General features: G+C 60.2%; 24 protein-coding genes. 11 read left to right on the top strand and 13 right to left on the bottom strand.

Going from position 1 to position 26,292, the window contains the following annotated elements; translation table 11 throughout:
- Nucleotides 1–7 precede the first annotated feature (7 nt).
- Nucleotides 8–2,344: a glucose/quinate/shikimate family membrane-bound PQQ-dependent dehydrogenase gene (locus tag FHT29_RS17060; protein ID WP_037197509.1), complete on the bottom strand. Its 2,337-nt coding sequence runs from the start codon at nucleotides 2,342–2,344 to the stop codon at nucleotides 8–10.
- Between the two features lie 357 nt (nucleotides 2,345–2,701).
- Between FHT29_RS17060 and FHT29_RS17055 the strand changes: the two genes are divergently transcribed.
- Nucleotides 2,702–2,890, top strand: coding sequence for a hypothetical protein (locus tag FHT29_RS17055; RefSeq protein ID WP_037197510.1), 189 nt, complete (start codon nucleotides 2,702–2,704; stop codon nucleotides 2,888–2,890).
- Between the two features lie 43 nt (nucleotides 2,891–2,933).
- Here FHT29_RS17055 and FHT29_RS17050 read toward each other — a convergent pair whose 3' ends face one another.
- The 3 genes from FHT29_RS17050 to FHT29_RS17040 all read right to left on the bottom strand — a co-directional run bounded on the left by FHT29_RS17050 (nucleotide 2,934) and on the right by FHT29_RS17040 (nucleotide 5,925).
- Nucleotides 2,934–3,662 carry an alpha/beta hydrolase-fold protein gene (locus FHT29_RS17050; RefSeq protein ID WP_037197511.1) on the bottom strand — a complete coding sequence of 243 codons (729 nt, stop codon included), beginning with the start codon at nucleotides 3,660–3,662 and terminating at the stop codon, nucleotides 2,934–2,936.
- Complete coding sequence (locus tag FHT29_RS17045; RefSeq protein ID WP_037197512.1) at nucleotides 3,659–4,618, bottom strand: acetylxylan esterase; 960 nt, start codon at nucleotides 4,616–4,618, stop codon at nucleotides 3,659–3,661. The genes FHT29_RS17050 and FHT29_RS17045 overlap by 4 nt, the downstream gene beginning before the upstream one ends.
- A gap of 101 nt (nucleotides 4,619–4,719) precedes the next feature.
- Nucleotides 4,720–5,925 (bottom strand): ROK family transcriptional regulator, encoded by a 1,206-nt coding sequence (locus FHT29_RS17040; RefSeq protein WP_047560136.1) that lies wholly within the window; start codon nucleotides 5,923–5,925, stop codon nucleotides 4,720–4,722.
- Between the two features lie 275 nt (nucleotides 5,926–6,200).
- Between FHT29_RS17040 and FHT29_RS17035 the strand changes: the two genes are divergently transcribed.
- The 5 genes from FHT29_RS17035 (at nucleotide 6,201) to FHT29_RS17015 (ending at nucleotide 12,644) form a co-directional block, all read left to right on the top strand.
- Nucleotides 6,201–7,472, top strand: coding sequence for an ABC transporter substrate-binding protein (locus FHT29_RS17035; RefSeq protein WP_168599902.1), 1,272 nt, complete (start codon nucleotides 6,201–6,203; stop codon nucleotides 7,470–7,472).
- Between the two features lie 64 nt (nucleotides 7,473–7,536).
- Nucleotides 7,537–8,421 carry a sugar ABC transporter permease gene (locus FHT29_RS17030; RefSeq protein ID WP_168599901.1) on the top strand — a complete coding sequence of 295 codons (885 nt, stop codon included), beginning with the start codon at nucleotides 7,537–7,539 and terminating at the stop codon, nucleotides 8,419–8,421.
- Entirely contained in the window at nucleotides 8,421–9,272 is an 852-nt protein-coding gene (locus FHT29_RS17025) for a carbohydrate ABC transporter permease (protein WP_034510640.1), read from the top strand. The genes FHT29_RS17030 and FHT29_RS17025 overlap by 1 nt, the downstream gene beginning before the upstream one ends.
- A 64-nt stretch (nucleotides 9,273–9,336) precedes the next feature.
- The gene (locus tag FHT29_RS17020; RefSeq protein WP_168599900.1) at nucleotides 9,337–10,482 is read left to right on the top strand and encodes an ABC transporter ATP-binding protein; all 1,146 of its coding nucleotides are present in this window, start codon (nucleotides 9,337–9,339) and stop codon (nucleotides 10,480–10,482) included.
- A 20-nt stretch (nucleotides 10,483–10,502) separates the two neighbouring features.
- The gene (locus tag FHT29_RS17015) at nucleotides 10,503–12,644 is read left to right on the top strand and encodes a beta-galactosidase (protein WP_348644867.1); all 2,142 of its coding nucleotides are present in this window, start codon (nucleotides 10,503–10,505) and stop codon (nucleotides 12,642–12,644) included.
- Nucleotides 12,645–12,685: 41 nt separating this feature from the next.
- Here FHT29_RS17015 and FHT29_RS34940 read toward each other — a convergent pair whose 3' ends face one another.
- Entirely contained in the window at nucleotides 12,686–12,811 is a 126-nt protein-coding gene (locus FHT29_RS34940) for a hypothetical protein (protein ID WP_281408373.1), read from the bottom strand.
- 286 nt (nucleotides 12,812–13,097) lie between these two features.
- Between FHT29_RS34940 and FHT29_RS17005 the strand changes: the two genes are divergently transcribed.
- From FHT29_RS17005 to FHT29_RS16995, 3 genes are all read left to right on the top strand, one after another.
- Nucleotides 13,098–13,403, top strand: a complete 306-nt coding sequence (locus FHT29_RS17005; RefSeq protein WP_113102284.1) for a hypothetical protein — start codon at nucleotides 13,098–13,100, stop codon at nucleotides 13,401–13,403.
- Nucleotides 13,404–13,535: 132 nt separating this feature from the next.
- Nucleotides 13,536–13,835 carry an antibiotic biosynthesis monooxygenase gene (locus FHT29_RS17000; RefSeq protein ID WP_168599899.1) on the top strand — a complete coding sequence of 100 codons (300 nt, stop codon included), beginning with the start codon at nucleotides 13,536–13,538 and terminating at the stop codon, nucleotides 13,833–13,835.
- A 365-nt stretch (nucleotides 13,836–14,200) separates the two neighbouring features.
- Nucleotides 14,201–16,000, top strand: a complete 1,800-nt coding sequence (locus tag FHT29_RS16995) for a GGDEF domain-containing protein (protein WP_168599898.1) — start codon at nucleotides 14,201–14,203, stop codon at nucleotides 15,998–16,000.
- A 38-nt stretch (nucleotides 16,001–16,038) separates the two neighbouring features.
- On the opposite strand, the gene FHT29_RS34935 is transcribed toward FHT29_RS16995, so the two are convergent.
- Together FHT29_RS34935 and FHT29_RS16985 are read right to left on the bottom strand one after the other, a co-directional pair.
- Nucleotides 16,039–16,209 (bottom strand): spore coat protein U domain-containing protein, encoded by a 171-nt coding sequence (locus FHT29_RS34935; RefSeq protein ID WP_281408372.1) that lies wholly within the window; start codon nucleotides 16,207–16,209, stop codon nucleotides 16,039–16,041.
- 21 nt (nucleotides 16,210–16,230) lie between these two features.
- On the bottom strand, nucleotides 16,231–17,130 hold the full coding sequence (locus tag FHT29_RS16985) for a hypothetical protein (protein ID WP_037197523.1): 900 nt from the start codon (nucleotides 17,128–17,130) through the stop codon (nucleotides 16,231–16,233).
- 313 nt (nucleotides 17,131–17,443) lie between these two features.
- On the opposite strand from FHT29_RS16985, the gene FHT29_RS16980 reads away from it, so the two are divergent.
- Nucleotides 17,444–18,061, top strand: a complete 618-nt coding sequence (locus FHT29_RS16980; protein WP_037197524.1) for a hypothetical protein — start codon at nucleotides 17,444–17,446, stop codon at nucleotides 18,059–18,061.
- A gap of 95 nt (nucleotides 18,062–18,156) precedes the next feature.
- Here the strand turns inward: FHT29_RS16980 and pepT are convergent, their stop codons facing one another.
- The 3 genes from pepT to FHT29_RS16965 form a co-directional block, all read right to left on the bottom strand.
- A complete protein-coding gene (gene pepT, locus FHT29_RS16975) occupies nucleotides 18,157–19,389 on the bottom strand; it encodes a peptidase T (protein ID WP_168599897.1) in 1,233 nt (410 codons plus the stop codon).
- Between the two features lie 282 nt (nucleotides 19,390–19,671).
- Entirely contained in the window at nucleotides 19,672–20,196 is a 525-nt protein-coding gene (locus FHT29_RS16970; RefSeq protein WP_168599896.1) for a DUF992 domain-containing protein, read from the bottom strand.
- A gap of 252 nt (nucleotides 20,197–20,448) precedes the next feature.
- Nucleotides 20,449–21,696: an adenylate/guanylate cyclase domain-containing protein gene (locus FHT29_RS16965; RefSeq protein WP_168599895.1), complete on the bottom strand. Its 1,248-nt coding sequence runs from the start codon at nucleotides 21,694–21,696 to the stop codon at nucleotides 20,449–20,451.
- A gap of 224 nt (nucleotides 21,697–21,920) precedes the next feature.
- Here FHT29_RS16965 and FHT29_RS16960 point away from each other — a divergent pair, with 224 nt between their 5' ends.
- Nucleotides 21,921–22,502, top strand: a complete 582-nt coding sequence (locus tag FHT29_RS16960) for a nucleoside 2-deoxyribosyltransferase (RefSeq protein ID WP_037197530.1) — start codon at nucleotides 21,921–21,923, stop codon at nucleotides 22,500–22,502.
- Nucleotides 22,503–22,545: 43 nt separating this feature from the next.
- Here the strand turns inward: FHT29_RS16960 and FHT29_RS16955 are convergent, their stop codons facing one another.
- Genes FHT29_RS16955 through FHT29_RS16945 form a run of 3 tightly spaced genes read right to left on the bottom strand, consistent with a single transcriptional unit; the run spans nucleotide 22,546 to nucleotide 26,292 of the window.
- Nucleotides 22,546–23,091 carry a sarcosine oxidase subunit gamma family protein gene (locus FHT29_RS16955; RefSeq protein WP_168599894.1) on the bottom strand — a complete coding sequence of 182 codons (546 nt, stop codon included), beginning with the start codon at nucleotides 23,089–23,091 and terminating at the stop codon, nucleotides 22,546–22,548.
- A complete protein-coding gene (locus FHT29_RS16950; RefSeq protein ID WP_168599893.1) occupies nucleotides 23,084–26,017 on the bottom strand; it encodes a sarcosine oxidase subunit alpha family protein in 2,934 nt (977 codons plus the stop codon). The genes FHT29_RS16955 and FHT29_RS16950 overlap by 8 nt, the downstream gene beginning before the upstream one ends.
- Nucleotides 26,014–26,292, bottom strand: coding sequence for a sarcosine oxidase subunit delta (locus FHT29_RS16945; RefSeq protein WP_168599892.1), 279 nt, complete (start codon nucleotides 26,290–26,292; stop codon nucleotides 26,014–26,016). Before FHT29_RS16945 ends, FHT29_RS16950 begins: the two co-directional genes overlap by 4 nt.

The raw sequence follows: 26,292 nt of genomic DNA, 5'->3' as shown, positions 1-26,292 counted from the left end.
GGTCAACTCATGGCAGGGTGTAGCCGATGACGTAGTCGCCCGGCTTGGTGCCGACGGAGCCATGACCACCGGCCACCATGACGACATATTGTTTATTGTCGCTGGCGGTGTAGGTCATCGGCGTTGCCTGGCCGCCCGCCGGCAGGCGCGCCTGCCAGAGCTGCTTGCCGCTTGTCACGTCGTAGGCCCGCAGATAATCGTCCACGGCCGCAGCCAGGAAAGCAACGCCGCCCTTGGTGACGATCGGTCCGCCGATACCGGGAACGCCGACCTTGATGGGCAGCGGCAGCGGCGTCATGTCGTAGATGGTGCCGTTCTTGTGCTTGTAGGCGATCTTGCCGGTCTTCAGGTCGACGCCGGCGACGTAGCCCCAGGGCGGCGCCTGGCAGGGAATGCCGAGTGGCCCGAGAAACGGCCCCATATAGACGCCGTAAGGAGAGCCTTCGTTGCGGTTCAAGCCCTGCTCGCTGCCCTTGTCCCCCGCTCCCTTCGGCGGGATCTCGGCGCGCGGCACGAGCCGCGACGTGAAGGCCAGGTACGTCGGCATGCCGAACATGATTTGGCGTTCCGGGTCGACGGCGACGCTGCCCCAGTTGAAAGTGCCGAAATTGCCGGGATAGATGATGGAGCCACGCAGCGACGGGGGCGTGTATCGACCTTCATACTGATGTCGATGGAAGGAAATGCGGCAGGCAAGCTGATCGAACAGCGAGACGCCCCACATATCCTTTTCCTGCAATGGAGGCGGCGAAAAGGTCAGATCCGAGATCGGCTGCGTTGGAGAGGCGTGATCCTCCGGAATGGTGCCGCCAGGCGCGGGGATTTCCTTAAAGGGAATGATCGCAGCGCCAGTGCGACGATCGAGGACGTATAGATCGCCCTGTTTGGTCGAGGCGACGAGCGCGGGGATCACGGAGCCATCGGCCTTTGTCAGGTCGAAGAGCACGGGCTGCGCCGGTACGTCCATGTCCCAGAGATCGTGATGGACGAATTGTTGCACCCATTTGAGCTGGCCCGTGTTGATGTCCAGCGCGACCATCGATGAGGAGAAGCGCTCGACATTGGCGCTGCGTCCCATGCCCAGCTGATCGGGCGTTTGGTTGCCAAGCGGGATATAGACCATGCCGAGCGCTTCATCGGCACTGGAGATCGACCAGCTGTTCGGCGAATTGGTGGTATAGGTCTGCCCGGCGGGCAGGGGTGCCGTTTGGTCGGGGTTGCCCGAATCCCAGTTCCAGAGCAGTGCGCCGGTCCTGGCGTCGAAGGCGCGGATGACGCCGGATTGCTCCTGCGTCGAATAGTTGTCGTTGACCGCGCCGCCGATGATGATCTTGTCTGCGACGATGACGGGCGGCGATGTGGAATAGTAGTAACCGGCCGGATTGTATTTCATGCCGGTTTCGAGATGGAGCGTGCCCTGATCGGCGAAGCTCGGGCAGACCTTGCCATTGGCTGCGTCAAGGGCGATCAGCCGGGCGTCGGAGGTCGGCAGGTAGACGCGGTCGGCGCAAGGCGCTCCGGCGGTGACGGTCTTGTCGTGATAGTAGGAGACGCCGCGGCAGGTCTGATGCTGACGATTGGGGTTCATCCCGGCATTCGCATCGTAACGCCATTTTTCCTTGCCGTCCTTGGCATCGATCGCAATCGCCAGGCTGTGCGGCGTGCACAGGAACAGCGTGTCGCCGACCTTGAGCGGCGTGACCTGATAGGTTGTCTCGCCAATATCGTCCGGGCGTTTCACGTCGCCGGTCTGGTAACGCCACACTTCCTTGAGGGTGGCGACATTCCGCGCATTGATCTGGTCGAGCGGCGAATAGCGCTGGCCGAAAGATGTGCGGCCATATTGATGCCATTCGCCATTCGGCACATTGCCTCCCACGGGAGCGTTCGCCACAACCGTCGTCGGCAGATCGCCTGAGAGGTCGTGAGGGTCGGTCGTCATGGAATAAACTGCAATGAGAACGGCGATGATCAGGGGTATCGCGAGCGGCCAGGGATTGGCCCCATAGTGGACACCATCAAGGCTGCGAAACCCCAGTGGGCGCCGGATCCATGGTGTCAGCAGCCATAGTCCGATCAGGATGATCAGTCCGCCGCGCGGACCGAGCTGCCACCAGTCGAACCCCACCTCCCATATGGCCCAGCCAAGCGCGGCGATTACGAAAATCGCATAGAGCCAGAGCGCGGCCACCTTGCGCATGGAGAGCAAAATCGCCGTCGCGAGAAAGGCGATGCCGGCGAGAAGGTAGAAGAAGCTGCCGCCGAGCAGCACAAGCCAAAGCCCGCCGCCGCCGAGCGCGAGCCCGATAAGCGCCAGAATGATCGATGTTATGAGAATGGCCATGATCTGCTCCAGTCTATCCGCCGATTTGACAGTGATTGATCGAAGGCATGCAAAGGCGCGGCCGGAATCCCTAACAGGATCTGGAACCGAAAGAGGTCGAAGTCGATGAGAATTGCATTGGCGGCTGCAACCGGCGCCGTGTGCTGGGCGATTTGGATCGATACATCAAGCCCTCCAATCCAGTTGGAGATTGAACGCCAAGATTGCAACAATGTTCCAATCCGGCGAGCCGTTCAAGTTCGATACCGCAGCGCCCGATTTGATTAACGGACGTAGTTAATTTTTTAACAATTGTGCGGATACTAGTGGAACAAACCATGGAATCAAGGGTTTCCGTGCCAAGCCGGAGGAATCGAGATGAATTTGAAGATCGTCACTGCACAGTCGGAGGTAGAGACCGACGACACCGGAACCTATCCGGATGGCATGGTGGAGCGCATTCTTATCGACTTCTCCACAAGCCACGAGCAACAGCACCGCAAATCGCATGAGCGTGACTATGGCGCGCGCAAGGTGATCAGACCCATCCCCGTTGGTCTGATCTAGGTTCATTCACAGCAATTGCTGATCAAGCCTTGGGGGGCCGTGCTCAAATGTAGAGCGGTGCCATCCGGCGCCACGCGCCGGCACGGTGCGCGCGTCCGTCCCAAACATGCAATCGATGGCTGACCTGCTTGTCAGCCAGAAGCCGGCTCAAATGGCGATTGTTGTCCAGGAAAGGATCGGCATCGCCGATCGTCAAGACGATATCGACCTGTCGCAGCTTTTCCAGCTGCCAATCACAATTCAGCCCCGGCAGGAAATGCGTCGGCGTATGAAAGTAGATGTCGTCGTCATAATAGCCGTCGAACAGATCGCCGAAGGATTCGATTTGCATCGTCAGGTCATAACGACCGGAAAAAGCGACGAGCTTGCGGAAGAGGTGAGGGTAGCGGAAGACCAGGCTGGCAGCCTGGAAGGCGCCGAGGCTGCAGCCATGGACGATGGTGCATTCATGCGGGTTCTTTTGCGCCATAAGCGGCAGAACTTCGTTGAGTATATAGTCCTCGTATGCCCCATGCCGGCGGATGCGCTCGGCCGGATGCCGATGGGAACCATAGAAGGTTTCCATGGCGAGCCCTTCGATGCAGTAGAGCTGCAGATGTCCGGCGTTCAATTTTTCCGCAAGGCTGGCAACGATCCCGATCTGCTCATATTGCCAGAAACGTCCATCCCTCGTGGGAAACATCAGCACTTTGGCGCCGGCATGGCCGAAGACCAGCAGCTCCATGTCTCGATCCAGCCGTGGGCTGTACCAGCGCAGATATTCCCGGTTCATGACACCTTGAAAAGTCGCCCCACCTTGTCACGCAGACGTGCATTCTGCTCGTCCATGCCAGCATAGTCGAAATGGCCGGCATCCAGAATGAATATTTCGTTAAATTTCTGTAGCGCATTTGCGACGGCGAACTGGCAGGGCGGCGCCACGGCGGGATCGAAAAGGGCAGGGGCTACGAGCATCGGCACGTTGATGCGGCTTGCAGCGATTGCTGCATCGAAGAAACGCAAAGTCTCGAACACGCTTCCATGCTTCTCCTGATAGGCCTGGACGGACTGGGCGCTGCCGACCGTTGGCAGCGTCAGCCAAAGCTGCCGATGCCCGAAGGTCGGGACGACCAGATGGCCGCTGTCGATGCGCGCATCGAAGGGAATTGCCAGAGCCCCGATGCCGCCGCCGAAGCTGATGCCGCTGTAGCCGATTTGACCGGCAATCCAGGGATAGAGTGTCTCAAGTGTCGATACGGCGAGCCAGAGATCTTCGACGCAGCCGCCGATGACATAGGTATCGCGATTTTCGATACCGCTGAGGACGTGTTCGGCCGCATCCGGTGGAAGTTGCGGGCAGGCACTGAGGGACAGGCCGCGGAAACAGGGGAACAGCACCGCTGTCTCCTCCAGCGGCAGATCAAGATCGGGCTGGTCTCTCCCGCCATAGCCATGTCCGACGACAAGGCCGCGCCGCACCTGGCCTTGGCGGGGAATGAGAAGCCAGCCGTTGATTTGAAACGAGCCTGTCGATGTGTAGCTGACGTTGAAGACGTGCCAGTTGTCATGGCGCAATTTACTGCGGCGAAGCTTCGGTTGCGGATCGACGGCAATTGCCGCGCTGTAGCGCTTCCGCCAGAAATCGTCGAAACCAACAGGCGCCTCCGGCGGCATGATGGCCAGCAACTGCTTTAGCTGCATGCCGTAGGTGGGGTCGAAGGCGAAGGGATGGACTGTAGGGGCGCTCATCTGGCGTTTGTCGCGTGAAAGGGCTGGCGATGCAAGACCGAACCGTTGGGGGTGCGTGCTCGCTTTCTGTTGCCAGCAAGCATGGCGGCGATCACCGTTTTCTATGCCGCCGACGTGGTCGTGTCAGCGTCACTGCTCCCCATCGTCCCGCCGGATGTCTCGAAGTCGAAGAATTTCTGGGTGACGAGGGCGGCTGCACCACGTGCCCAGGAATTGTCTTCCCAATCGGGCAGCAGCGGTGGTGAGGCAAAAAAGGTGCGGGCAGCCATGCTTGATTTCAGAGGGTCGAAAAGAGCATCGCCGAATGAAACCGCCTCGCCTCCAACAACGATCACCTCAGGGTCGGTGATGTTGACGAGGTTGGCAAGCGCCTTGCCGATCCCGGCACCTGCCTCGCCAAGGATCCTGCTGACCTCTGCATCGCCGGCTCTGGCGGCCTCCAGCATATCGGAGAGGTTTTGGCTGTCGTCACGCCTGGTCGCCTCGCGCCAGGTGCGCAGCATGGCAGGCTCCGAATAATAGGCCATCAGGCAACCGCGCTTGCCGCATTCGCAAAGCCGCCCGTTCTCCTCATGCAAGGTGTGGCCGAATTTACCGGCCGCGCCATGGGCACCCCGGTAGAGCTTTCCATCGACGATCAGCGCGCAGCTGATGCCGACACCGATGGCGAGGACGGCCATATCGCGATATTGCCGCCCGAGGCCGAAAAGCTGTTGGGCGATGGCATAGGCGTTCGTATCGTCCTCGAGCCAGACGGGCACCTTGACCCTTTGCGCCACCATCGATGCGAGGGGCACGTTGTTCCATTTGAAACGAAAGCTGCGCACGCAGATGGCCTGACCGTTGTCGATGACACCGGGCACGGAAATACCGACTCCTGCCAGTCGCGCTTGCGGGCGCCCTGCGGCTTCAACGAGCATGGGCACGGCTTCGGCCAGCGTCTTCGCTACATTCTCCGGCTCGTTATCGATAAGGGTCAGTCGACAGGAGGCAAGCGGGTTGGTTGCCAGATCGGTCACGACGCATTCCACGGAGCCGACCATCAGCTTGAAGCCGATCGCCAACCCGTTGGTGTAGTTGATCTCGACGGGTATGGGCCGCCGGCCCGAAAGCCCGGCCACCGCCTTGCCTTCGGTGACGTGTCCTTCCTCGATCAGATCGGCAATGACGAAGGTGACGGCGGCCGGGCTAAGACCGGTGATCGTCGCTATTTCGGCGCGGCTTTTCGGCCCCTCCTGCCTCAGAAGGTTCAGGATGAGCCGCCGGTTCAGGGCTCGCGACGTGCTCTGGTCGCCTTTCAGTTTCACGATTTCTCTTTCTTAATTTTGTAAATTAATTATTGCGTCCGTTTCAGACTTATGCATAACTTCACCCGTCGATCAACATCCGGCTCGTGCGCAAGCACGAAGAAGTCAGCAATAGGACAAGGTTTCTCGAACCGAAAGTTCCGGGCGATGCAAATGCATTGCCGCGGCAGGTTTGTTGCGACCGTGCGTGGGAGGGCAGGAGGGGCGCCCGCCGCGTGTTCGTACGGCTGGCTGAGCAGGGGTGAGGGTGGACGTCACAACGGGAGGAGTTTCAAATGACTTTCAATTTGCTTGGAAGGCCGGCGAGCCGGCGTGTCTTTTTGAAGGGTGCAGGGGCGGCGTCCGTCGCAGCGCTCACCGGTTTTCCGATGCCCGCCATCGCGCAGGCCCAGGACGTCAACATCATTTCGGACGAAAACAACGCCGATGCATTGGCGATCCTGCGCAAGATCGCCGACGATTTCGGCAAGCAGGCCGGCGTCAAGGTCGTGGTCAACAACATGGATCACGAGGCGCACAAAACGGCGATCCGCAACTATCTGGTCGCCGGCGCGCCCGATATCTGCTTCTGGTTTTCGGGAAACCGCATGCGCGCCTTCGTCAAGCGCGGCCTGTTCGATGATATCTCCGATCTCTTCGAAAAGGAGAAATACAAGGACGTGCTCGGCCCGGCCGCGGGCTCAGTTACCGTCGACGGCAAGCAGTATGGGCTGCCGACCGGCGGCACGCTTTGGGGCATGTTCTACCGCAAGGATGTCTTTAGTCAGCTTGGAGCGACGGTTCCGACGAGTTGGGATGATTTCCTGGCTTTCGGCGCCAAGTGCAAGAGCGCCAACCTGACGCCGATCGCCATGGGCACAAAGGAATTGTGGCCGGCGGCCGGTTGGTTCGACCAGATGAACCTGCGCATCAACGGTCTCGACAAGCACATGGCGCTGATGAATGGCGAGATGAGCTATCTCGACCCGGCGCTGAAGCCGGTATTCGACAATTGGGAGACCCTGATCAAGCAGGATTTCTTCACGCCGAACAACACCTCGTTCGGCTGGCAGGAGGCGGGTGCTCTGCTGTCGCAGAAGAAGGCGGGCATGATGAATCTCGGCGCTTTCGTGCGCTCCACCTTTCCGAAGGAGGATCTCGATCAGCTCGCATTCGCGCCCTTCCCGACGATCGATCCGAAGGTCGGCCGTTTCGAGGAATTTTCGCTGAATTCGGTGCATATCCCGGCCAATGCCAAGAACAAGCAGGGCGCGCGCGAGTTCCTCGCCTATTTCTATCGCCCCGAAAATCTCGGCCCTTATCTGGTACCCGGCGGCAACGTGCCGCCGCGCAACGACCTGCCGCCAAGCAAGGACCCGCTGGTCAATGCCGCAGTCGAGGCGCTGAAGACGGTGCAGGGCACATCGCAATATTACGACCGCGACAGCGATCCCGACATGGCCCAGGCCGGGCTCGTCGGCTTCCAGGAATTCATGGCAAAGCCCGAACGGCGCAACGCCATTCTGCAGCGGCTCGAGGGTACGCGTAAGCGTATCTACAAGATCTAGCCTTCCTCCCAGCGACCGGGAGGCGGGGCCGTTGCTCCGCCTCCCCATACCGAAAGAGAACAAAATGATGACGTTCTGGCGCCGCCATCGCTGGTGGCTCACCCCGACTTTGCTGATTTTGCCCGCGGCCGTTCTCTTCTCCGTCGTGATCCTGTGGTCGGCTGTGGAAAGCCTCTGGATCAGCTTGCACGATTGGGACGGCTTCAGCCCGATGGTCTGGATCGGCTTCGGCAATTATGTCGAGCTGTTCAACGACCCGCAATTCTACGTCTCGCTGAAGAACAATGTGATCTGGCTGGTCATGTTCATGGCGGCGCCGCCCATCGGGCTGGCGATCGCACTGCTCGTCAATCAGAAGATCCGCGGCATGCGGCTGATGAAGTCGCTCTTCTTCATTCCGCTGGTGCTCGCCTCGGTCGCTGTCGGCGTCGTCTTTACCTGGGTCTATACACCGCAACTCGGATTGCTCGCCCTGATCTTCGGCTTTTTCGGCGCGGCCGCGCCGGCGGTTCTCTCCGACGAGCACTTCGTCACCTTTGCGATCGTCATCGCAGCGCTCTGGCCGCAGATCGCCTTCTGCATGGTGCTCTATCTCGCCGGTCTCAACAGCCTCAGCGAGGAGTTGATCGGAGCCGGACGGGTCGACGGTGCAAGAGGCTGGAACATGTTGCGCCATATCGTCCTGCCGCAGCTGACACAGGTCACCTTCATCGCCATTGCGGTCACCGTCGTCGGCGCGCTTCGATCCTTCGACATGGTCTCGGTCATGACGCAGGGCGGCCCCTTCGGCTCCTCCGAAGTGCTGGCCTACCAGATGTTCGAACAGTCGATCTTCTCCTATCGCTTCGGCTATGGCGCGGCGATCGCCTCGGTCCTGTTCGTGATCATGGCGGTGTTCATCGTCTGGTATCTCACGCGCATCGTTCGCATCGAAGAAAGAGGGGCCTGATGTATCCGCGCCCGATCCCTGAAGATGCCATCTGGCGTCGCCGCTTCTATTTCATCGCCGTGCTCGCCATCCTGATCCTCTGGCTGTGCCCGCTCTTTGCCATCATCCTGACGTCGTTCCGCTCGACGCAGGATGTGATGGGCGGCAATCTCTGGGGCTGGCCGACGCAATTCGGCCTGGTGGATAATTACACCTCCGTCTTCACCCAGACACCGATGGCGCGCTATTTCCTCAATAGCCTGACGATCACCATACCCGCCGTCATCGGCGTGCTGATCCTGAGCACGCTCGCCGGCTTCGTCCTGGCGCGCTATCGCTTTCGCGGCAACATGCTGGTTTTCGCCCTGTTCGTCGGCGGCAATTTCCTGCCCTATCAGATCATGATGATCCCCGTGCGCGACCTGATGGTGCGTATCGGCCTCTACGACACCACGGCAGCGCTGGTCATTTTCCACATCGCCTTCCAGACGGGCTTTGCGACGCTATTCATGCGCAATTTCATTGCCGCTCTGCCGGACGAGTTGTTCCAGGCGGCGAGGGCGGAGGGCGCGACGCCCTTCCAGACGCTCATTCACGTGGTGGTACCCCTGGTGCGGCCGGCACTGGCCGCCCTCGCCATCCTGATCTTCACCTTCGTCTGGAACGACTATTTCTGGGCCGTGGTGCTGACGGTCAGCGATACGGTGAAGCCGGTGACGGCTGGGCTTGCCAATCTGCGCGGCGAATGGGTTTCGGCCTGGAACCTGATTTCTGCCGGCACGATCGTCGTCGCGGTGCCTCCGGTCGTGATGTTCTTCCTCATGCAACGGCATTTCATCGCCGGTCTCACCATGGGCGCGGTGAAGGGATGAGCGATCTGTCCGCCATCCCCGCCGCCGTTCCTCATGCCAATCCATTCCTTGAGAGCCCTGAAGCATGACCAGTCTCGAACTTCGTCACGTCAACAAGAATTACGGCGCCTATCATGCGCTGCGCGGCATCGATCTCTCGGTCGAGCAGGGTGAATTCATCGTCATGGTCGGACCATCAGGCTGCGGCAAGTCCACGCTGCTGAAGTCGATCGCCGGGCTGGAAACGATCTCTTCCGGCCAGATCATGATCAACGGCCGCGATGTCAGCACGGCCGAGCCCGGCGATCGCGGCATCGCCATGGTGTTCCAGTCCTACGCGCTCTACCCGCATATGACGGTCGCCGAGAATATGGGTTTCGGTCTGCGCATGGCAAAAAGGCCGAAGGCGGAGATCGATGCCGCCGTGGCACGCGCCGCGAAGATCCTCAGGATAACCGATCAGCTCGACAAGCGGCCGAAACAGCTTTCCGGCGGCCAGCGCCAGCGTGTCGCGATCGGCCGCGCCATCACCCGCTCGCCGGATGTCTTCCTGTTCGACGAACCGCTGTCCAATCTGGATGCGGCACTTCGCACGCAGATGCGTGTCGAGTTGAGCGGCTTGCATGCCGAACTCGGAGCGACCATGGTCTATGTGACCCACGATCAGGTCGAAGCCATGACGATGGCGAGCCGCATCGTCGTTCTCAATCGCGGCCTCATCGAGCAGGTGGGCTCGCCGCTGGAGCTCTATCGCAACCCGACCAACCTCTTCGTTGCCGGCTTCCTTGGCGCGCCGCGGATGAACTTCTTTCCCGTCACGGTCGATCAGGTCACAGGAAATTCGGCTACGGTTTCCGCCCCGGGTCTGGCGCCCGTAGCCGTCGAATTGGCGGCCGGTTCGTCGGTCGAGAAGGGTGCAAAGCTGACGCTCGGTATCCGGCCGGAGAATATCGCGGTCGCGGATGCTCGGCCGGCCGGTGCGGCGATTGCCGGCCGTGTCGGTCTTGTCGAGCATCTGGGTCGCGAGACCATCCTCTATATCGATGCCGGCGAGCTGCAATGTGTCAGTTCCGAAAGCGGCACCGGCAACATCACCGTGCAGGTTGGCCATGTCGCCGGCATCAATGCCGATGCATCGGTCAGCCTCAGCATCGACCCGCGCGAGATCTACCTGTTTTCCACCCAGGACGAGCGGACCATCACCGTCCGCAAGCCAATTCTCGACAAATAACAGTTCAGGAGCCTGATACCGTGTCAGTGAAGAGCAGTAAGAACGACCTTTCCGTATGGCGGACCATCAAGACCGACAGGTTTCTTGTGGGCGCGCCGCATTATCCGGAACATGTCGACGAGAGCTATTGGGAGCGCGATGCCAAGCGCATGGCCGAGGCCGGCTTCAATGTCGCGCGTCTCGGTGAGTTCGCATGGCATCTCTTCGAGCCAAAGCTCGGCACCTTCGATTTCGATCTTTTCGACCGTGCAATCGCCGTGCTGGCGCGTCATGGCATCGACACCATCGTGTGCACCCCGACGGCGACGCCGCCGCGCTGGCTGACGGCCGCCCATCCCGAAATCCTTCGCGTCGATGGCAACGGCCGGACGATGAGCCATGGCTCGCGCCAGCATGCCGATACCGCAAGCCCGGTGTTCCGCGAGCACAGCAAGCGCATTACCAAGGCGATGGCGGAGCACTATCGGGACAATCCGCATGTCATTGGCTGGCAGACCGACAACGAGCTGAATACCAGCATGCCGGAATCCTTCTCCCCGGCGACACTTTCGGAGTTCCAGGCCTTTCTCGCCGATAAATACGGGACGATCGACAAGCTCAATTTCGCCTGGGGCGGCGATTTCTGGGCGACGGCCTATGACGATTTCGGTCAGGTCGTGCTTCCCATCGAGTTCGGCCCGACCTTCCCGAGCCCAGGACATGTGCAGGACTATCACCGCTTCCTCGCCTTCGCGACGGCGCGTTTCCAGCACGATCAGGTGGAAATCCTGCGCGCCACCAAGGCGGAATGGTTCATCTTCCACAATCTCGGCGGCCTTCGCGATATCGACTTCCGCGGCCAGTTCTCCACCGATCTCGATTTCGTCGGCTATGACATCTATCCGATGCTCTACGATGAGTTTCAGCGCATCGGCAACCACGCCAAGGTGCAGGCGCTCCACCTCGATATCTGCCGCGGATTCTCCGGCAATTACATCGTTCCTGAACAGCAATCCGGCTTCGGAAGCCAGCCCGGTTTCTGCACGCTGACGCCGGAGCCTGGCGAAATGCGGCGCATGGCCATGTCGTCGGTTGCGCGCGGCGCCGATGGCCTGCTGTTCTTCCGCTGGCGGCCTGCGCATTTCGGCGCGGAAATCTACTGGATGGGCCTCATCGACCACGATGATGTGCCGCGCCACCGTTACGACGAGGCAAAACGCTTCGCGACCGAGATGACCGCTCTCAAGGACAAGATCCTCGGAACCCATGTGCGCATGGATGTCGGCATCGCCGGCTCGGATTTCGACAATCAGGAGGCGCACAAGACCTATTCGATCGGCCTGCCCAGCCCGCAGGACGATGCAATTCAGTTGCATCAATATTGCTATGACCGCGGCATTGCCTGCGGCTTCATTCACCCGGAGGATGATCTCTCTCGGCTGAAGCTGCTCTATGTGCCGCATTGGGTAATGTGGAAAGACGGCTGGACCGGGCGGCTCGAAGCCTTTGCCCGAGATGGCGGCACGGTCGTCATCGGCGCGCGCACCGGCACGCGCGACGAAAACAACCATGTCATCCGTGAGACAGCACCGGGTTCGTCGCTGACACGGCTGACGGGCGTCAAGGTGGAGGATTTCGGCCGGCTGGCAGCGCCCGGTGCCAAGGGTCTTTTCGACGTCATGTCCCGGTCGGGCGGCCTGGTCATCCCGCCTAATCGCCCGGCGGAATCCCATCGGCGCGTTCGTCGCTTCACCTTCGGCAATCGTGAGATCGATGCGGCTCATTTCTATGAGAACCTGACGGTCGCCGACGATGTCGAGGTCGTGGCGACATGGTCGAACCGTTATGCCGAAGGCCAGCCGATGGCGAGCTTGCGTCGGGTCGGCAAGGGCAGGGTGCTCTATCTCGGCACCTATCTGACGCTGGAGCTGACCGATGCCCTGGCCGACAGGACCTTTGCGGAAGCCGGTATCGGGCCGCTCGTCGGCGATCTGCCCGAGGGAGTCGAGGTGACGATGCGCCAGAACGACGACCGGCGGCTGCTCTTCCTGCAGAATTACCTCGATCAGCGCGCTGAGCTGAGTGAAGTCCCGGCCGGGATCAATCTTCTCGATGACGGCAAGTCGGTATCCGGCGCTCTGTCGCTCGAGGCCTATGGCTGCGCTATTATCGAGCTTCGCTAAGCCCAGTCTTTCGGCGCCCGCTTTTGTGCAGCGGGTGCCGATCAGGGGCTCAGGCTGACAGGATGATCGATGCGGTAGAGCACATACGGCCGCAGGATATGTCCTTCCGGCACGGTGATGTCGTCAAAATCCCCATCTTCCACGCGCAGCATGCCGATCTTTTCCATCGTCAGGCGGCAAGGCGATTTAATCACGCATTGCGAAAGGATGGCGCAAAGAGGCTGGCTTTTTTGCGCAACGATGTCGCTTCCATGGTTCTGTTGGAGTATACCTTACCCATGATCAGGATCGCAACATGCGTCGTCGGAATCTCGGTTGCAGGTTCAGCATGATTGTTCCGCACGGCGAGCAGCGACCTGAAAAGGTCATCGTGCGCGTCGACTATGCGATACTGACGATAACCAGGAGAATAATGGCCAATAGCCGCAAGCGGCAAAAGGGACCGCGTGAAAAATGGGCGAAGTCATCCAGTTCAGGCCCACGACGAGATATGGCAAGCAAATCGATGCGCAGGCCCGCATAGAAAAGGAGTTGATGCTTCCCTTCACGACGGCGGAAACATCTGGGAGACGACCTTCTCGCGCGAATGTCCCGGATATCCCGCCCTGCGCGGCGTCGAAGAAGAACCTGCCCGTGAACGGCATTGCCATCGTCATCGGTTCTATTCTGGTCTACGCGCTGGTGATATCGCATGTCGTCGGACAGCCACATTACTCGGCCCGCGCAAATCTCATGCCGGCGGCATTCGTGCAGAACTAGTTTTATCTCCGCGATATCGGTTTCGGTCACCTTTCCTTTGAAGAGATGATCGCTTTCTGGTCTGCCTGATCGGGAACAGTTCCTATCGCCCGACGTTGGTTGACATCATCCGCACATGAAAGGTGGTGGGTCATGAGCAAACTTGCACTGTATGTTCCGCTGAAGGCCAAGCCCGGCAAGGAGGCCGAGGTTGCCGATTTTCTGCGATCGGCATTGCCTTTGGTCCTCGCGGAACCCGGTACGGCAAGCTGGTATGCGATCGAAGAAGGCCCCGGAAAGTTCGCCATTTTCGACACGTTCGACAATGAAGCGGGCCGGCAGGCCCATCTCGACGGCAAAGTAGCGGCCGCTTTGATGGCAAAAGTACAGGCGGGAGATCTCTTTGCGGAGCCGCCGCAGATCTACAAGCTGAACCTGCTCGCCAGCAAATAAGCATTCGAGCCACCGACCCAGTTCTGGGGCGATAAGGGAGGCCCATAGGCGGGCGAACTCCCTTCTATGGGAGAGACGCCCGGCAAAACTCACGTCGTACAAAGCAGCGGCGAACGCTCGCGCTTTGTACGATTGCCCGCATCGCCTTGTCGGTGTCGACTACTTTTTTTGGCCGTTCTTCGCCGCGCCAATGACGCCGAAAACCTCTCTTTGTTGTGCATAAACATAAGGCTATCGTGACTGGCTGACAATTTGCGTAACCTCGTCATCAGCTCGTGAGAAATATTTCATTTCTGTGCCTTAAACGAAAATTCTACCAGTTGCAGTTTATTCTCGATCAAACGGTTCTCGGTGGAGTGCACTTATTGTCGCGGCTTAGAATTCAACAGCTACAGTGGAACGGCGCCATAGCCGTTATCATGGTTTGCTTGATGATGGCCGGCTCGACGATTGCCTTTAGCTTGTCGGATTACATCCACTACAAGCGCGGGGTGACGGAGTTCAAGCGCTTCGATGCCGCCTTGCGTGCGGCTGCCACGATATCGAAGGAGCGGGGGCCGGCGAACAGCCTTATGGGCGCCTCCGAGGAACAGCAGCCGCAATTTGCCGCCGCGTTGAAAGCGAGCCGTGGCGACACCGACGTTGATATCGCCAAGATCGAGACGATCTTCCGGACGGAGATAGATGCGTCGCCGGAAATGAGCAGCGCATTCATGGCCGTCAAGGCGCAATTGGAAGCAGGCCGAAAAGCCGTCGATGCGGTCGCGGCCATTCCGCGCGACGAGCGGAGTGGGACACAAATAGCCGAGGCGATACAGACGATGTTCCGGGCGGCGGACCGGGCGCAGGATTACCGTGACGTAGCGGGACGTTCGATTATCGCTCAGGCGCCGCAGACCGGGGCCGAAGTCATGCTGACTTCGATGGCCGGAACGCTCAGAGAACGCGCCGGAAGATTGGGATCGTATGTGGTCATGATGCTCGCCTCGCAAGGGCAGGCCCGCTCGCACTACCGGGCGGCGTTCGACAATGAGTTGAACCGCCTTTTCGAAGTGAATGCGCTGTTGAAGACCTATGCTCCATCAACGCTGCATTCCCAGGCTATCGCGCAACTGCTGGATCAAGTGACGGTGAATTACTTCGCCGGATCCTTGCCCTATGCGCAGCAGGTTGCTTTTGAGCTGAATGGAGGCAAGCCGCCAACGGCGGGGGAGTTCACTCAAAAATATGTTCCGGGGATGAAATCGACGGAGACGTTGCGTGAACTCATCGAAGAGACCGCGCTGACGTCGTTGGAGGAATCACAGCAGAAGGCCTTGAGAGCCATGCTGATATCGGCGCTCCTGGCCGTAACGGCGATATCGGTGGTTGCCGGATTGGCCTATGCGCTCAGGCGATCCCTGTTCCAGCCGATGCTTGCCGCCATACGGCAGATCGACGATATCGCTGCCGGCGACCTATCGGAGCCCGAAGCGATGCCGCACGCCGGTCGGGAAGTGCGCGAGATGTTCCTGCGGCTGAACATTCTGCGGGAGCAGCAGTGTTTCAAGCGACATCTGGAGATGGAGCGCAAATCGATGACGGAGGAATTGAAGCGTCTCTCTCAGACGGATGCGCTGACCGGTCTGCTTAATCGCAGAGCGCTCAGTGAAGCAGTCGAGGAATTGCTCGCTGCTCCGCGATCCGGATTCCGTGGTTTCGGCATCGTCATGTTCGACATCGACCATTTCAAGTCGATCAATGATCGGTACGGCCATGCCGTCGGCGACGTCGTGCTTCAAAGGACGGCTCAGATATTGAGCCCATGTCTGCGGCCCGGGGATCTGTTTGCGCGCTATGGCGGCGAGGAATTCATCATTATATTGGGCGACGCGACCGAGGCAGTCGCTCAGGCAACCGCGGAGCGGTTGCGCGCGGCCTTAGCCCACGCTGTCATCAGCGAAGAGCATGGGTTGCGCGCCACCGCCAGCTTTGGCGTCGGCTGGCGAGCAGAATGCGCTTTAGGGGCTTGGGAGGAACTGGCGGGCGTGGCGGACAGGCGACTCTATCAAGCCAAGCGAAGCGGCCGCAATATGGTTTGTTCCTCCGATATGCCTGAGACGGCGGCGGCCGTATCGACGGTTGGAACCAGCCGGCGCAGCGCAGGCGGCGCAGATGCTGCATGAGGGAGCCGCGAGGGTCCGTCGACATATCGCATTTCGTATCAGTAGGTGAGTGTGACGACCACTGTGTCGGTATAGGTTCCCGGTAACGGCGTTGTCGGGGGCGGCACGCGACCATAGACAGTCAGAGCTTGAGCTGTGTTGATGAATACCTCAAAGTAGACGTCACGTGTCCCGGCGGGCAGGTCGGCGGTTACCGCTGCGGCCGGCAACGTGCACCCTGGAGGCCTGCGTCAGGCGGTCAGCGTCGAGGTTGCATGCGATCTTTCGTCGAGACGGTCGGGTGTATTGAGCACCGCCGCGCTCACCGCATCGATCATCGCATATTTCTCGGCCTGATAGTTCCAATATTCCGACACGAAGGTGTGGGACAGCCAGAAGCTGCTCTTTCCCGGCGCGCCGGCCCATCCAACGCTGCCGAATTCCGCCGCCCGTTTGAACAGGCGCTTCAGGTGAGTTCTGGAAATCATGAACTGGCTCTGCATCACCTTCATGGAAAGGGGACCGATGAGGATCTTGTCGGCCGCAAAATCGACCGAGGTGATGCGCGAGATGAGATAGTCCATCACGACGCCGCCCGATGTCGCCCAGTTGAACAGGCTGAACGTAACGCCGGGATTGCGGAGAATGTCACTATCCATGATCCGCTTGGCGATGATCGGATGCATGCGCCATATGGCCTCCGGATTGATAGCGACCTGGGCCATCCGGTCCCCGCCGTCGAGCGTATCCAGCACGACGAGATGGGTATGGATCCATCGCATCATATATTCGCGCGTCAGCTCCGTCGGCTCCAGCAGCGTGATGCGGCGGTCCGAACTCTGCGGCACCGGCTGGATGAATTTATAGGCCAGCATCTCCTTGAGGAAGGCCGCGGCAGTATTGCGGCTGGCAATGCCGTGCTTCACGGCAAAGTCGACGAACCGGCTGCCATATAGCCCAGGCGTCGGTTCATCCGGATAGCCGAGAGAAAGCGAAAAGCCCGAATGAGCCATGAGCCATCGTTGTTGCGCAGCCATAATCGACGCTATCCGGGGATTCTCGCTGTAAATGGCCATGAGCTCGTGTGCGCTCTGCAATATGGCCGACAGAAAATGCTCATCGCGACCAAGTTCTTTTGCGGTAAATACCATGCGCACAATAATATCTTATCTTCGAATTCGAGATGGAATCGTGGCTCAGCCCAGCCACGAATTATTAAAATCACAAGACCATTTGCTTGTCTTGCGACATTCCCGATTAACTTTAAAGATAAAGCTTAATGATGCAGCCTTGCATCATCATCTTCTTTCGGTCCACCGACAAACCGCGTCTCCTGATGAACGAAGGTCCTGGTCCGTCAACATTTCTTTGCAAAAGGTCCGCAATTAGCCATGTTTCGACAAAAGCTGCGCCACAGTTCTCGTGTGAATTGGCCTCTGGAATCTCTGTCCAAAGGAGCTGTCGATGGGTACGCAGCCTGCAAGTTGGTGGAATGGCCAAAGCGAGATGACGCGGAGACTAGGCTCCGGGCTTGCTGTATGCGGCACGGTGGTCGGTGCCCTCTACCTCATCGTTCAAACCGCTCCGGCCGATCGAGCCATGCGGTTCGTCGACGATAGCGGCGTGATCGCGATCAGCAGCGCCAAACCCCTGGAACACGTCGCGATGAGCGGGCCGCAGGTCGTGGTCGATGCGAGCCCGGCACGACAAACGATGTCGGTACCGATCCCATCGCCGTCGCCGCTTGCCTCGACGGAAAAAGCTGCCGTTACGGCAAAGCGGGTCGCATCCCACGCCGGTATTGCGAAGACCAAGGTCGCATCGTCGGGCGGCGTCGAGCGTTTCGACCGTTGCTTGCCGCAATGCGAAACGCGAGATCCGTTGATCGCGGGAGAGCCGGAATACGCCCAGGCCGAACAGCCGCTGGTGAACGATGAGCGGCCTCCTGTTGTGGAGGAGAGGGTCGGGTTTCGTCCGCTGGCTGGCGCGCGCTACCTGCTGAGCCAGGCCGCCGACGCGCCTGGCGCCGTGCTTCGCCGAGGTAGGCGGGCAATCGATGATGTCGCCAGCATCGGCTGGTGAATCTCACGATCGTCTGCGACAAATGCCAGCGCCCGGGGCCTTGTTTCTGAGGCAACGGGCGCTCTTCTGAGCTGACTTTACCTGCCTGAACCGGCTTAGCTACGCTCCGCCCAGACTTTAGCCAGTTCGACAAGCGTCTTTGCGCCTTTTTCCATGTCCTGCCGGCTGACCCATTCAAGCGGGGAATGAAAGGCATGGCCGCCGGCGAAGATATTGGCGCAAGGCAACCCCATGAACGAGAGCCTTGAACCGTCCGTGCCGCCGCGAATACTGCCGCGCACCGGGGTCATCCCGGCCCGGCGGATCGCTTCCACGGCATTGTCGACGATCTGCGGGTGCCGATCGAGAATCGTCTTCATGTTGCGGTATTGATGCTTGACCGTGAATGTGTGGGAGGAGCCGGGAAAGGCTGTCATCACGTCCTTGACGATCTGTTCCAGCATCGCCTCTTTCACGGCCAGACCGGCATCATCGAAATCACGGATGATGAAACCGAGTGAGGCTTTCTCCATCGAGCCGGTCACGCCTGTCGGGTGAATGAAGCCCTCTCGGCCCGCCGTCGTTTCAGGCGCTACGTCCTTCGGCAGCCTGTCGATGATCGCGCCGGCAATCTTGATGGCATTCTCCATCTTTCCCTTGGCAAAGCCCGGATGGATGGCAACACCCTGGATGGTGACTTCGACGCCATCCGCCGAAAAGGTTTCGTCCTCTATATGCCCAGCGGTTTCGCCATCGACCGTATAGGCAAACTGTGCCCCGAGCTTCTTGAGATCCACCTTGTCGACGCCGCGGCCGATCTCCTCGTCGGTCGTGAACAGGAGCTTGATGGTGCCGTGGCGCACATCAGGGTTGTCGACGAGATATTGAGCTGCCGCCACGATCTCGGCGAGGCCGGCCTTGTCGTCGGCGCCAAGCAGGGTCGTGCCATCCGAGGTTATGATGTCGTTGCCGACCTGATCGCGCAAGGCAGGGTGGTCGTCGACACGGATGATTTGCTGCGGATCGCCCGCGAGCCGAATATCGCCGCCGCTATAATTCCGCAGGATCTGAGGCTTGACGTTGGTGCCGGTGAAATCGGGCGCGGTATCCATGTGGGAGCAGAAGCAGATCACCGGAACCGGCTTGTCGACATTGGACGGAATGGTCGCATAGACATAGCCGTGCTCGTTCAGATGCGCGTCACCGAGGCCGATCGCCAGCAATTCCTCGACAAGGATACGCCCGAGGTTTTTCTGCTTCTCAGTCGAGGGCTGGGTGCTCGAAATCGGGTCCGATTGCGTGTCGATGACGACGTAGCGAAGGAAGCGATCGGTGACAGTATCGGTCATGAGCTTGGCTCCAATTGTTCTTCTGCATTGAATAGCTATAGCCATATACCGGATCGCCGTTAATTCATTTCGGGCCAGAACGGTGACGCCAGATAACAGGAAGATAAGGGCAGAGGCCCTTGAAAAGAAACGGGCTTTGTTGATTGAGCGTTGACGATGGCTGTCGACAGACGAGCCAACGAGCAATTGCTTTGGCGGCAAGGTCATCAACAAAAAGAGGCCGCCCTAACATTATGGAAGGGCGGCCATAGAACTCGTGCCGCTTCGCAGCGGCCTAAAACCTCACTCGGTCGAGGTCAGCGTTACCGAAGTCCCGGTAGCGGCGACGTTCAGGCCGAGCTGGCCCGTCACGCTCACCGTCTGAAGATGGATCGAGCCGGAAGTACCACCAACAAGGATGTTCGTGCCGACGCCGGCGCCGAGGGTCGCTTCAACGGTGGCACCCTGATAAAGGCCGCTCAGAGAGCCGTGATGATAGCCGGCTGTCGGAGCGAAGACGAGCCAGACGAGCCGGCTGCGAGTCGTGAAACCAAGGTCGACCCCCATCTTCCTGATCGCACCGCTGTAATGCTCCACGCCCTTACTTCCGACGGTCGAGTGGAAGGTGCAATCCACCTCCTTGGCCGAGCCGAGCACATAACCGACGCCGCCGCCGATTTCGCAATCGAGATAGCCGATCTTGACGCCATTGCGCTGATCGGGTTCCTCCTCGCGATAGCTCGTCGGCAGGTCTGCCGCGCGCGCTACCGCCGCGCCGGCGACGATCAACGATGCGGCTGAAAACGCCAGTGTCAGAATTTTTCTCATCTGTTTTCTCCTTGTCAGAGTATTTATGGGTGACAAGCACCCTCCGGTCGAGCCGATAGAATCAACCCTTACTTAACGTTTGTAATCGCAGAACGATCCCAAAAATAAGGCGGCTATCGTCATGATCCGTTTCACAATATAGGGAACTGTATCGGCAGCGGCAGCCCTTTGACCTTTCACGTTTTGCAACCGACTGAATCGCGCCGCATCAAATCGGCCGCGTGAGAGGGAAGAACCCCGGCTCTCCGTCGATCATGCATCCTGCAGCAACTTCTCTTTTGCGGTGAAGGCGAAGACATCGACCGGTTCGCCGAGGCCCTTGAGCGGGAAGGCGCCGAGGCTTTCCATATCGCGCTGGCAGCCGGCCATCTCGACGAATGCCTTGGACAGAAGCACCGGCCGCTTCACTTCCTTGGTCAGCGTTTCCAGGCGCGAAGCGATGTTCACGGCCGGGCCGATGACCGTGAAATCGAGGCGGGTGCGCGAGCCGATATTGCCATACATCACGTCGCCGACATGCACGCCGACGCCGTAGCGGAGCACCTCGCGGCCCTGCTTGCGGTTTTCCTCGTTGAGGGTTGTCACCGCTTCCTGCGCCTCGCGGATTGACAGGAGGAGATTGTGGCAGGCGTTGGGGTCGCTCAGCGGGAATATGGCCAGCAGCCCGTCGCCCATGAATTTGAGGATCTCGCCGCCGTGTTTTTCGATCGGCTCGACCATAGCGTCGAAATAGCCGTTGAGCAGCTCGATGACGTCGTCTCGCGGCCACATGTCCGAAATGGTCGTGAAGTCGCGAAGATCGCAGATCAGAATGGCCGCTCCGACCGTGGCGCCGCTGCCGCGCGTCGTTGCGCCGGCTAGGATCTGCTCGCTGGCATGCGGGCCGACATAGGTCCGCAAAAGCGTGCGGGCCATGATGTTCTTCAGCCGGATCTCGGTCACCATCGTCAGCGCAGGGAGTAAATCCTTCAGGAAGGTGATGTGCTCATCGGTGAAGCCGCCCGGTGCATCCGAGGCGAAAGTGACGATATGGCGCTTGCCGAGCGTGTGATAGATCGGCCAGGCAATATAGTCGGTCAACCTTTCCGCATATAGCTCCTTATACAGCGGGTAGACGAACTGATCCTTGTCGGAAACCTCGAGATTTTGCCGGACCTCGGTTGCGCCGTTGAAGATCTCGTTGATGGGGCTTGCCAGAAACTGCGGCGTATTCTCGACACCGTAGCTGAACGTGGCGATATCGCCTTCTTTCATGCCGGTGCGCCAGAGGATCCGCGCGCCGAGCCATTGCGGATGCATCGTTCTGAAATGCATCGTCGATCGCGCAACCGGAATCCCGATTGCCCGCATCTTCTCGCACAGCTCGACGAGAATATTGTCGATGAAGCGCTGCTCACGAACGTCATTCATCAACCAATCGAGGATTTTGCTTTGTTTCGTCGGCCAGCTGCCACGGTCGTCATTTTCCGAGCCGGCAATTGCCGCAATGGAAGATTGCATTTCTTTTACCCCACAAATTCTGTCGCCTGTCATCGGCTGTCTCAACGCCCCGCTTCGAAGTGCGAATATACGCGCCTTGCCATTGGTCGGGAACGGCACTCGCGCGCATTTCGCGATTTTGCAAGCCGCGCGTTTCGCTATGGCGCAAGAGCGTTGAATCGGTCATATGCCTCATATGGTTCCGCAGCTTCCGTGGTGCAACATTTTGTCGGAAAGGCAAAGCATTGAGAGCATATTTGGCAGGTCCTGAGGTGTTCCTCCCCAATGCGCGGGAAGTCCTCGACCACAAGATTGCCTTAGCGCGCAGCTATGGCTTCACCCCTGTCTCGCCCGGCGATCTGGCCGTCCCCGAAACCGAAACGAGGCATCAACGCGGTCTCGCCATCAGCGCCATCAACGAGAGCCTGATGTCGAGCGCCGATCTGATCATTGCCAATCTGACGCCGTTTCGCGGCGTTGCGGCTGACATCGGCACCGCGTTCGAGTTGGGCTTCATGTGCGCCCGCGGCTGCCCGGCATTTGCCTTTTCCAACTGCACCGAGAATCATTTCGAGCGGGTCAGCGGCCTCTATGGCGGGGAAGTCCGCCTCGGTCCCGACGGCCGCCATCGCGGGCCTGATGGCTTCGCGCTGGAAAATTTCGATATGGCCGACAATCTGATGCTTGATGGTGGCATCGCGGCGCGCAACGGTGCGGTCATTACGCGGAAGGTGGCGCCGGATCGGCTCTTTCTCGATCTAACTGCGTTTGAAGAATGCCTGAACCTGGCCGCCGAAAGATTGCTGAAAACGGCCGCCAGCGCCTGATGTCTCTGGCGTATAAGCCGGTGCGTTTTCGATACCCGATGGTTCAGGATGCAACGCGCGCGGCACCCAGCGATAGTGCCAGCGCCTCAAGCTCTTCGTAGAGAGACTCCGCAAAGCTGCGCAGCACCGTCAGCTCGAACTCGTCGGCACCGGTACGTGCGACCTGCAGCGATATATGGCCGAAGAGCGTCATGGCCGTCCGCCCTTGCGGGAAGGTGGCCGGATGAAGGTCTACGGCCGTGCCTTTGCTCAGCAATTCGGCGGCACGCAGACCGGAGACGACGATGCGGACGCGGCCATGGCTCTGGTCCGAGACGAAGGCGCTACCGGCAAGGGCATTGGAAAAATCCCGTACAAGGGCGTTGGGAAGCACGTTGTTGCCGGCAATGAACCATTGTCGATATCCGGCCGGACGCACAGCGCTGTCCTTGATGCCTGCAGCAGAAAGATGTGCCTCGAGATCTTCGGTCGTCGTTGCTCCCATCACATGCAGCAGATGACCCTCAGGCAGGGCTTCGAGCCGGATGTCCGAACCTTGCAAGGCGGCCTTGCCGGCAAGAACCGGCTTTTTTTGGGGAAGGTCAGGCATGAAGCTTCTCGTTTTCAGGATCGATGAAGACCGGGCTGCAGAGCTGCCCTTCGGTGAATTCGTTTCGAAGGCCGTTCCAGACCAAGACCTTTTCGCCGATCCGCTCCGGTCCGTTCTTGACCAGCGCGAGGCCGATCGTATGGCCGAGGCTCGGCGAAAAGGCGCTCGACGTGACATAGCCCTGATCGTTTTCCAGCGTTGCGGCCGCGCCCTCCGCCAAGATATGGGCGCCGGTGCGGAAGCTTGTCGCCGGATTGAGCGGCTTGACGCCGACGAGGCGGGGCCGATCGGCCGCCTGCAGGCCCTCGCGTGCGAGCATGGCCTTGCCGATGAAATCGGCCTTCGTCGGCGAAACCATGCGGGCAAAACCGAGATCCCCCGGCGTAACCGTGCCGTTGATCTCGGCATGGGTGACATGACCCTTTTCGATGCGCATGACGCCGAGCGCCTCGGCACCATAGGGGCAGATATCGTATTGCTGCCCGGCCTGCATGACGGCATCGGCGACAAACTCGCCGTAGGCCGCAGGCACAGCGAGCTCATAGGCGAGCTCGCCCGAAAACGAGATGCGAAAAAGCCGGCCTTCGAGCTTGCCGCCGAACAGCGTGACTGCGCGCGCACTCATGAAAGGTAAGGCTGCGTCCGAAATGTCTTCATCAACGATCTCGGCGAGGACCGCACGGGATTTCGGGCCTGCGACCGCCATCTGCGCCCATTGATCCGTCGAGGAGGCAAAGTGGACCTCAAGCTCGGGCCAAAGCGTCTGGGCGCAGAATTCCAGATGGGCCAGCACGCCGGCGGCAAGCGCCGTCGTCGTCGTCATGAAGAAATGCTCGTCGCCGAGGCGGCTGGTGGTGCCATCGTCATAGATCATGCCGTCTTCGCGCAGCATGATGCCATAGCGCGCCTTGCCGACGGGCAGCTTGGCAAAACCGTTGCAATAGATGCGGTCGAGGAAGGCCGCCGCGTCCTTGCCGAAGATCTCGATCTTGCCGAGCGTCGAGACATCGCAGATGCCGGCATTCTTCCGGATATTCAGCACCTCGCGGTCGACGCTCGCGCGCCAGGTCTTTTCACCCGCGCGGGGGAACCAGGAGGAGCGATACCAGAGCCCGGTCTCGACAAAGACGGCGCCATTCTTCTTTGCCCAGCCATGCAGTGGCGATTTGCGCGCGGGCTGGAAGTGCTTGCCGCGCGATGCGCCGGTGAGCGCGCCGAAGGAAACCGGCGTGTAGAAGGGCCGGAATGTCGTGGTGCCGACCTCGGCGGGTGAAACCCCGCGGGCCTCGGCAAGGATGCCGATGGCATTGATATTGGAAAGCTTGCCCTGGTCGGTCGCCATGCCGTTGGTCGTATAGCGTTTGGCAAGCTCGACATGCCCATAACCCTCGCGCACCGCAAGGCCGAGATCTTGAAGGTGTACGTCGTTCTGGTAATCGACGAAGGCCTTGCCCTTGGCACCTTTGACGGACCACAGCGGCGAGGCGGCTGCCTGTACATCTTCCCCAAGCTTGAAGGCCGGCTCCGCCTTGGCAAAGCCGATCGCCTCGAGCGCCTCAGTTGCCTTGCGCGCACCATCACCAAGGCAAGCCTCGGTCGAGGCAAGACCGGCAGCCGAGCCCGCAATGAGCAGTCCTTCCTGCCTTTCCGGGGCAAGGAAGGCTGCATGCCTGTCGGACCATACCGGTCTTTCGCCACGATGGCAGGCGAGATGAATGATCGGGCTCCAGCCGCCCGACATGGCAAGTGCATCGGCCTCGATATGTCGTGTGCCCGAGGCTGTCGCGACGGTGACCCGACGCAGCAGCCTGCCGCCATGCGCATCGATGATGCGGGCGCCGGGGACTATCGGAGCTTTGCCGTTCCAAGTTTCGCTGGCTTTGGAGCGACTGTCGACGATGGCGGCAACCTCGACGCCGGCGGCCTCAAGATCGGCCGCCGTCTGGTAGCCTGACCGGTTCGTGGTGAAGACAACGGTCCGGTTGCCAGGCGCGACCGCCTGACGGTTCAGATAGCTGCGCATGGCGCCTGCCATCATGACACCCGGAATGTCGTTGCCGCCGAAGACGAGCGGCCGCTCTTCCGCGCCGGTAGCAAGAATGGCCTGTTTGGCGATGATGCGCCAAAAGCGTTCGACCGGCCGGCGCGCATCGGGCGCTGCGACGTGCTTCTGCACGCGCTCCACGGCGCCGAAGACGTTGTCGTCGTACCAGCCGATGACGGTCGTGCGCGGCAGGCATTGGACATTCGGAAGGCTTTCGAGTTCCGTCAGAAAGTCACCTAGTGGCGACTCTTGATCGGCAAGCAGGCTGCCGCCGAGGGCAAAGCCTTCGTCGGCCAGCAACACGCGTGCGCCGGCACGCCCCGCCGTCAATGCGGCGGCAAGCCCTGCCGGACCTGCGCCGATAACCAGCAGGTCGCAATGCGCCCAGCATTTCTCATAGGAATCAGGGTCGGTTTCGTAGGAAGCCTTGCCGAGGCCGGCGGCCTTGCGGATCAATGGTTCGTAGACCTTCTCCCAGAAGGCAGCGGGCCACATGAATGTCTTGTAGTAGAAGCCGGCGCTTAGGAAGGGCGACAGCAGCCCGTTGACGGCGCCGATATCGAAGCCGAGCGAGGGCCAGCGGTTCTGGCTGCGCGCGATCAGCCCATCATGGAGCTCGACCATCGTGGCACGGCTATTGGCTTCCGTGCGCCCGCCCGTGCCTGTTGTCACAAGGGCGTTAGGCTCGGCCGCGCCCGCCGTCAGGATGCCGCGCGGCCGATGATATTTAAAGCTGCGGCCCACGAGTTGAATGCCGTTGGCGAGCAGGGCGGAGGCAAGCGTATCGCCGGGGTGGCCCGTCAGCTCCGTGCCGTCGAAGCCGAAACGGACGCTCTTGGAGCGGTCGATCCGGCCGCCGGAAGAAAGGCGGAAGCTGGTCATGCCGGATCTCCGAGCTTGGCGAGCGCTGCGTCGTTCACGCCGTGGACCTTGTGCGTGACCGTGTCGCGCTCGACGATCAACCAGCGGCGGCAGCCGGAGGAATGGTGCCAATATTCCTTGTGTAATCCTTTCGGGTTGTCACGCAGATAGACGTAGTCGTACCAGGCGTCGGAACCGGCATCCGGCGCGGGACGACCGAGGTTCGCATCACCCTTGATGGTAAATTCCTCTTTGGGGCGAATGCCGCAGTGAGGGCAGGAAATCAGGCTTGCCAT

Origin of the sequence: Rhizobium sp. SG741 (genome assembly GCF_012275435.1) — a bacterium.
GTDB lineage: Bacteria > Pseudomonadota > Alphaproteobacteria > Rhizobiales > Rhizobiaceae > Rhizobium > Rhizobium lusitanum.
This window is presented reverse-complemented; position numbering and strand designations above follow the sequence as displayed.

Excerpts from the sequence above, each read along its gene's own strand:
- FHT29_RS17060 (WP_037197509.1), bottom strand. The coding sequence starts at position 2,344 with ATGGCCATTCTCATAACATCGATCATTCTGGCGCTTATCGGGCTCGCG.
- FHT29_RS17055 (WP_037197510.1), top strand. The coding sequence starts at position 2,702 with ATGAATTTGAAGATCGTCACTGCACAGTCGGAGGTAGAGACCGACGAC.
- FHT29_RS17050 (WP_037197511.1), bottom strand. The coding sequence starts at position 3,662 with ATGAACCGGGAATATCTGCGCTGGTACAGCCCACGGCTGGATCGAGAC.
- FHT29_RS17045 (WP_037197512.1), bottom strand. The coding sequence starts at position 4,618 with ATGAGCGCCCCTACAGTCCATCCCTTCGCCTTCGACCCCACCTACGGC.
- FHT29_RS17035 (WP_168599902.1), top strand. The coding sequence starts at position 6,201 with ATGACTTTCAATTTGCTTGGAAGGCCGGCGAGCCGGCGTGTCTTTTTG.
- FHT29_RS17030 (WP_168599901.1), top strand. The coding sequence starts at position 7,537 with ATGATGACGTTCTGGCGCCGCCATCGCTGGTGGCTCACCCCGACTTTG.
- FHT29_RS17025 (WP_034510640.1), top strand. The coding sequence starts at position 8,421 with ATGTATCCGCGCCCGATCCCTGAAGATGCCATCTGGCGTCGCCGCTTC.
- FHT29_RS17020 (WP_168599900.1), top strand. The coding sequence starts at position 9,337 with ATGACCAGTCTCGAACTTCGTCACGTCAACAAGAATTACGGCGCCTAT.
- FHT29_RS34940 (WP_281408373.1), bottom strand. The coding sequence starts at position 12,811 with ATGGAAAAGATCGGCATGCTGCGCGTGGAAGATGGGGATTTTGACGAC.
- FHT29_RS17005 (WP_113102284.1), top strand. The coding sequence starts at position 13,098 with ATGGGCGAAGTCATCCAGTTCAGGCCCACGACGAGATATGGCAAGCAA.
- FHT29_RS17000 (WP_168599899.1), top strand. The coding sequence starts at position 13,536 with ATGAGCAAACTTGCACTGTATGTTCCGCTGAAGGCCAAGCCCGGCAAG.
- FHT29_RS16985 (WP_037197523.1), bottom strand. The coding sequence starts at position 17,130 with ATGGTATTTACCGCAAAAGAACTTGGTCGCGATGAGCATTTTCTGTCG.
- FHT29_RS16980 (WP_037197524.1), top strand. The coding sequence starts at position 17,444 with ATGGGTACGCAGCCTGCAAGTTGGTGGAATGGCCAAAGCGAGATGACG.
- pepT (WP_168599897.1), bottom strand. The coding sequence starts at position 19,389 with ATGACCGATACTGTCACCGATCGCTTCCTTCGCTACGTCGTCATCGAC.
- FHT29_RS16970 (WP_168599896.1), bottom strand. The coding sequence starts at position 20,196 with ATGAGAAAAATTCTGACACTGGCGTTTTCAGCCGCATCGTTGATCGTC.
- FHT29_RS16965 (WP_168599895.1), bottom strand. The coding sequence starts at position 21,696 with ATGCAATCTTCCATTGCGGCAATTGCCGGCTCGGAAAATGACGACCGT.
- FHT29_RS16955 (WP_168599894.1), bottom strand. The coding sequence starts at position 23,091 with ATGCCTGACCTTCCCCAAAAAAAGCCGGTTCTTGCCGGCAAGGCCGCC.
- FHT29_RS16950 (WP_168599893.1), bottom strand. The coding sequence starts at position 26,017 with ATGACCAGCTTCCGCCTTTCTTCCGGCGGCCGGATCGACCGCTCCAAG.
- FHT29_RS16945 (WP_168599892.1), bottom strand. The coding sequence starts at position 26,292 with ATGGCAAGCCTGATTTCCTGCCCTCACTGCGGCATTCGCCCCAAAGAG.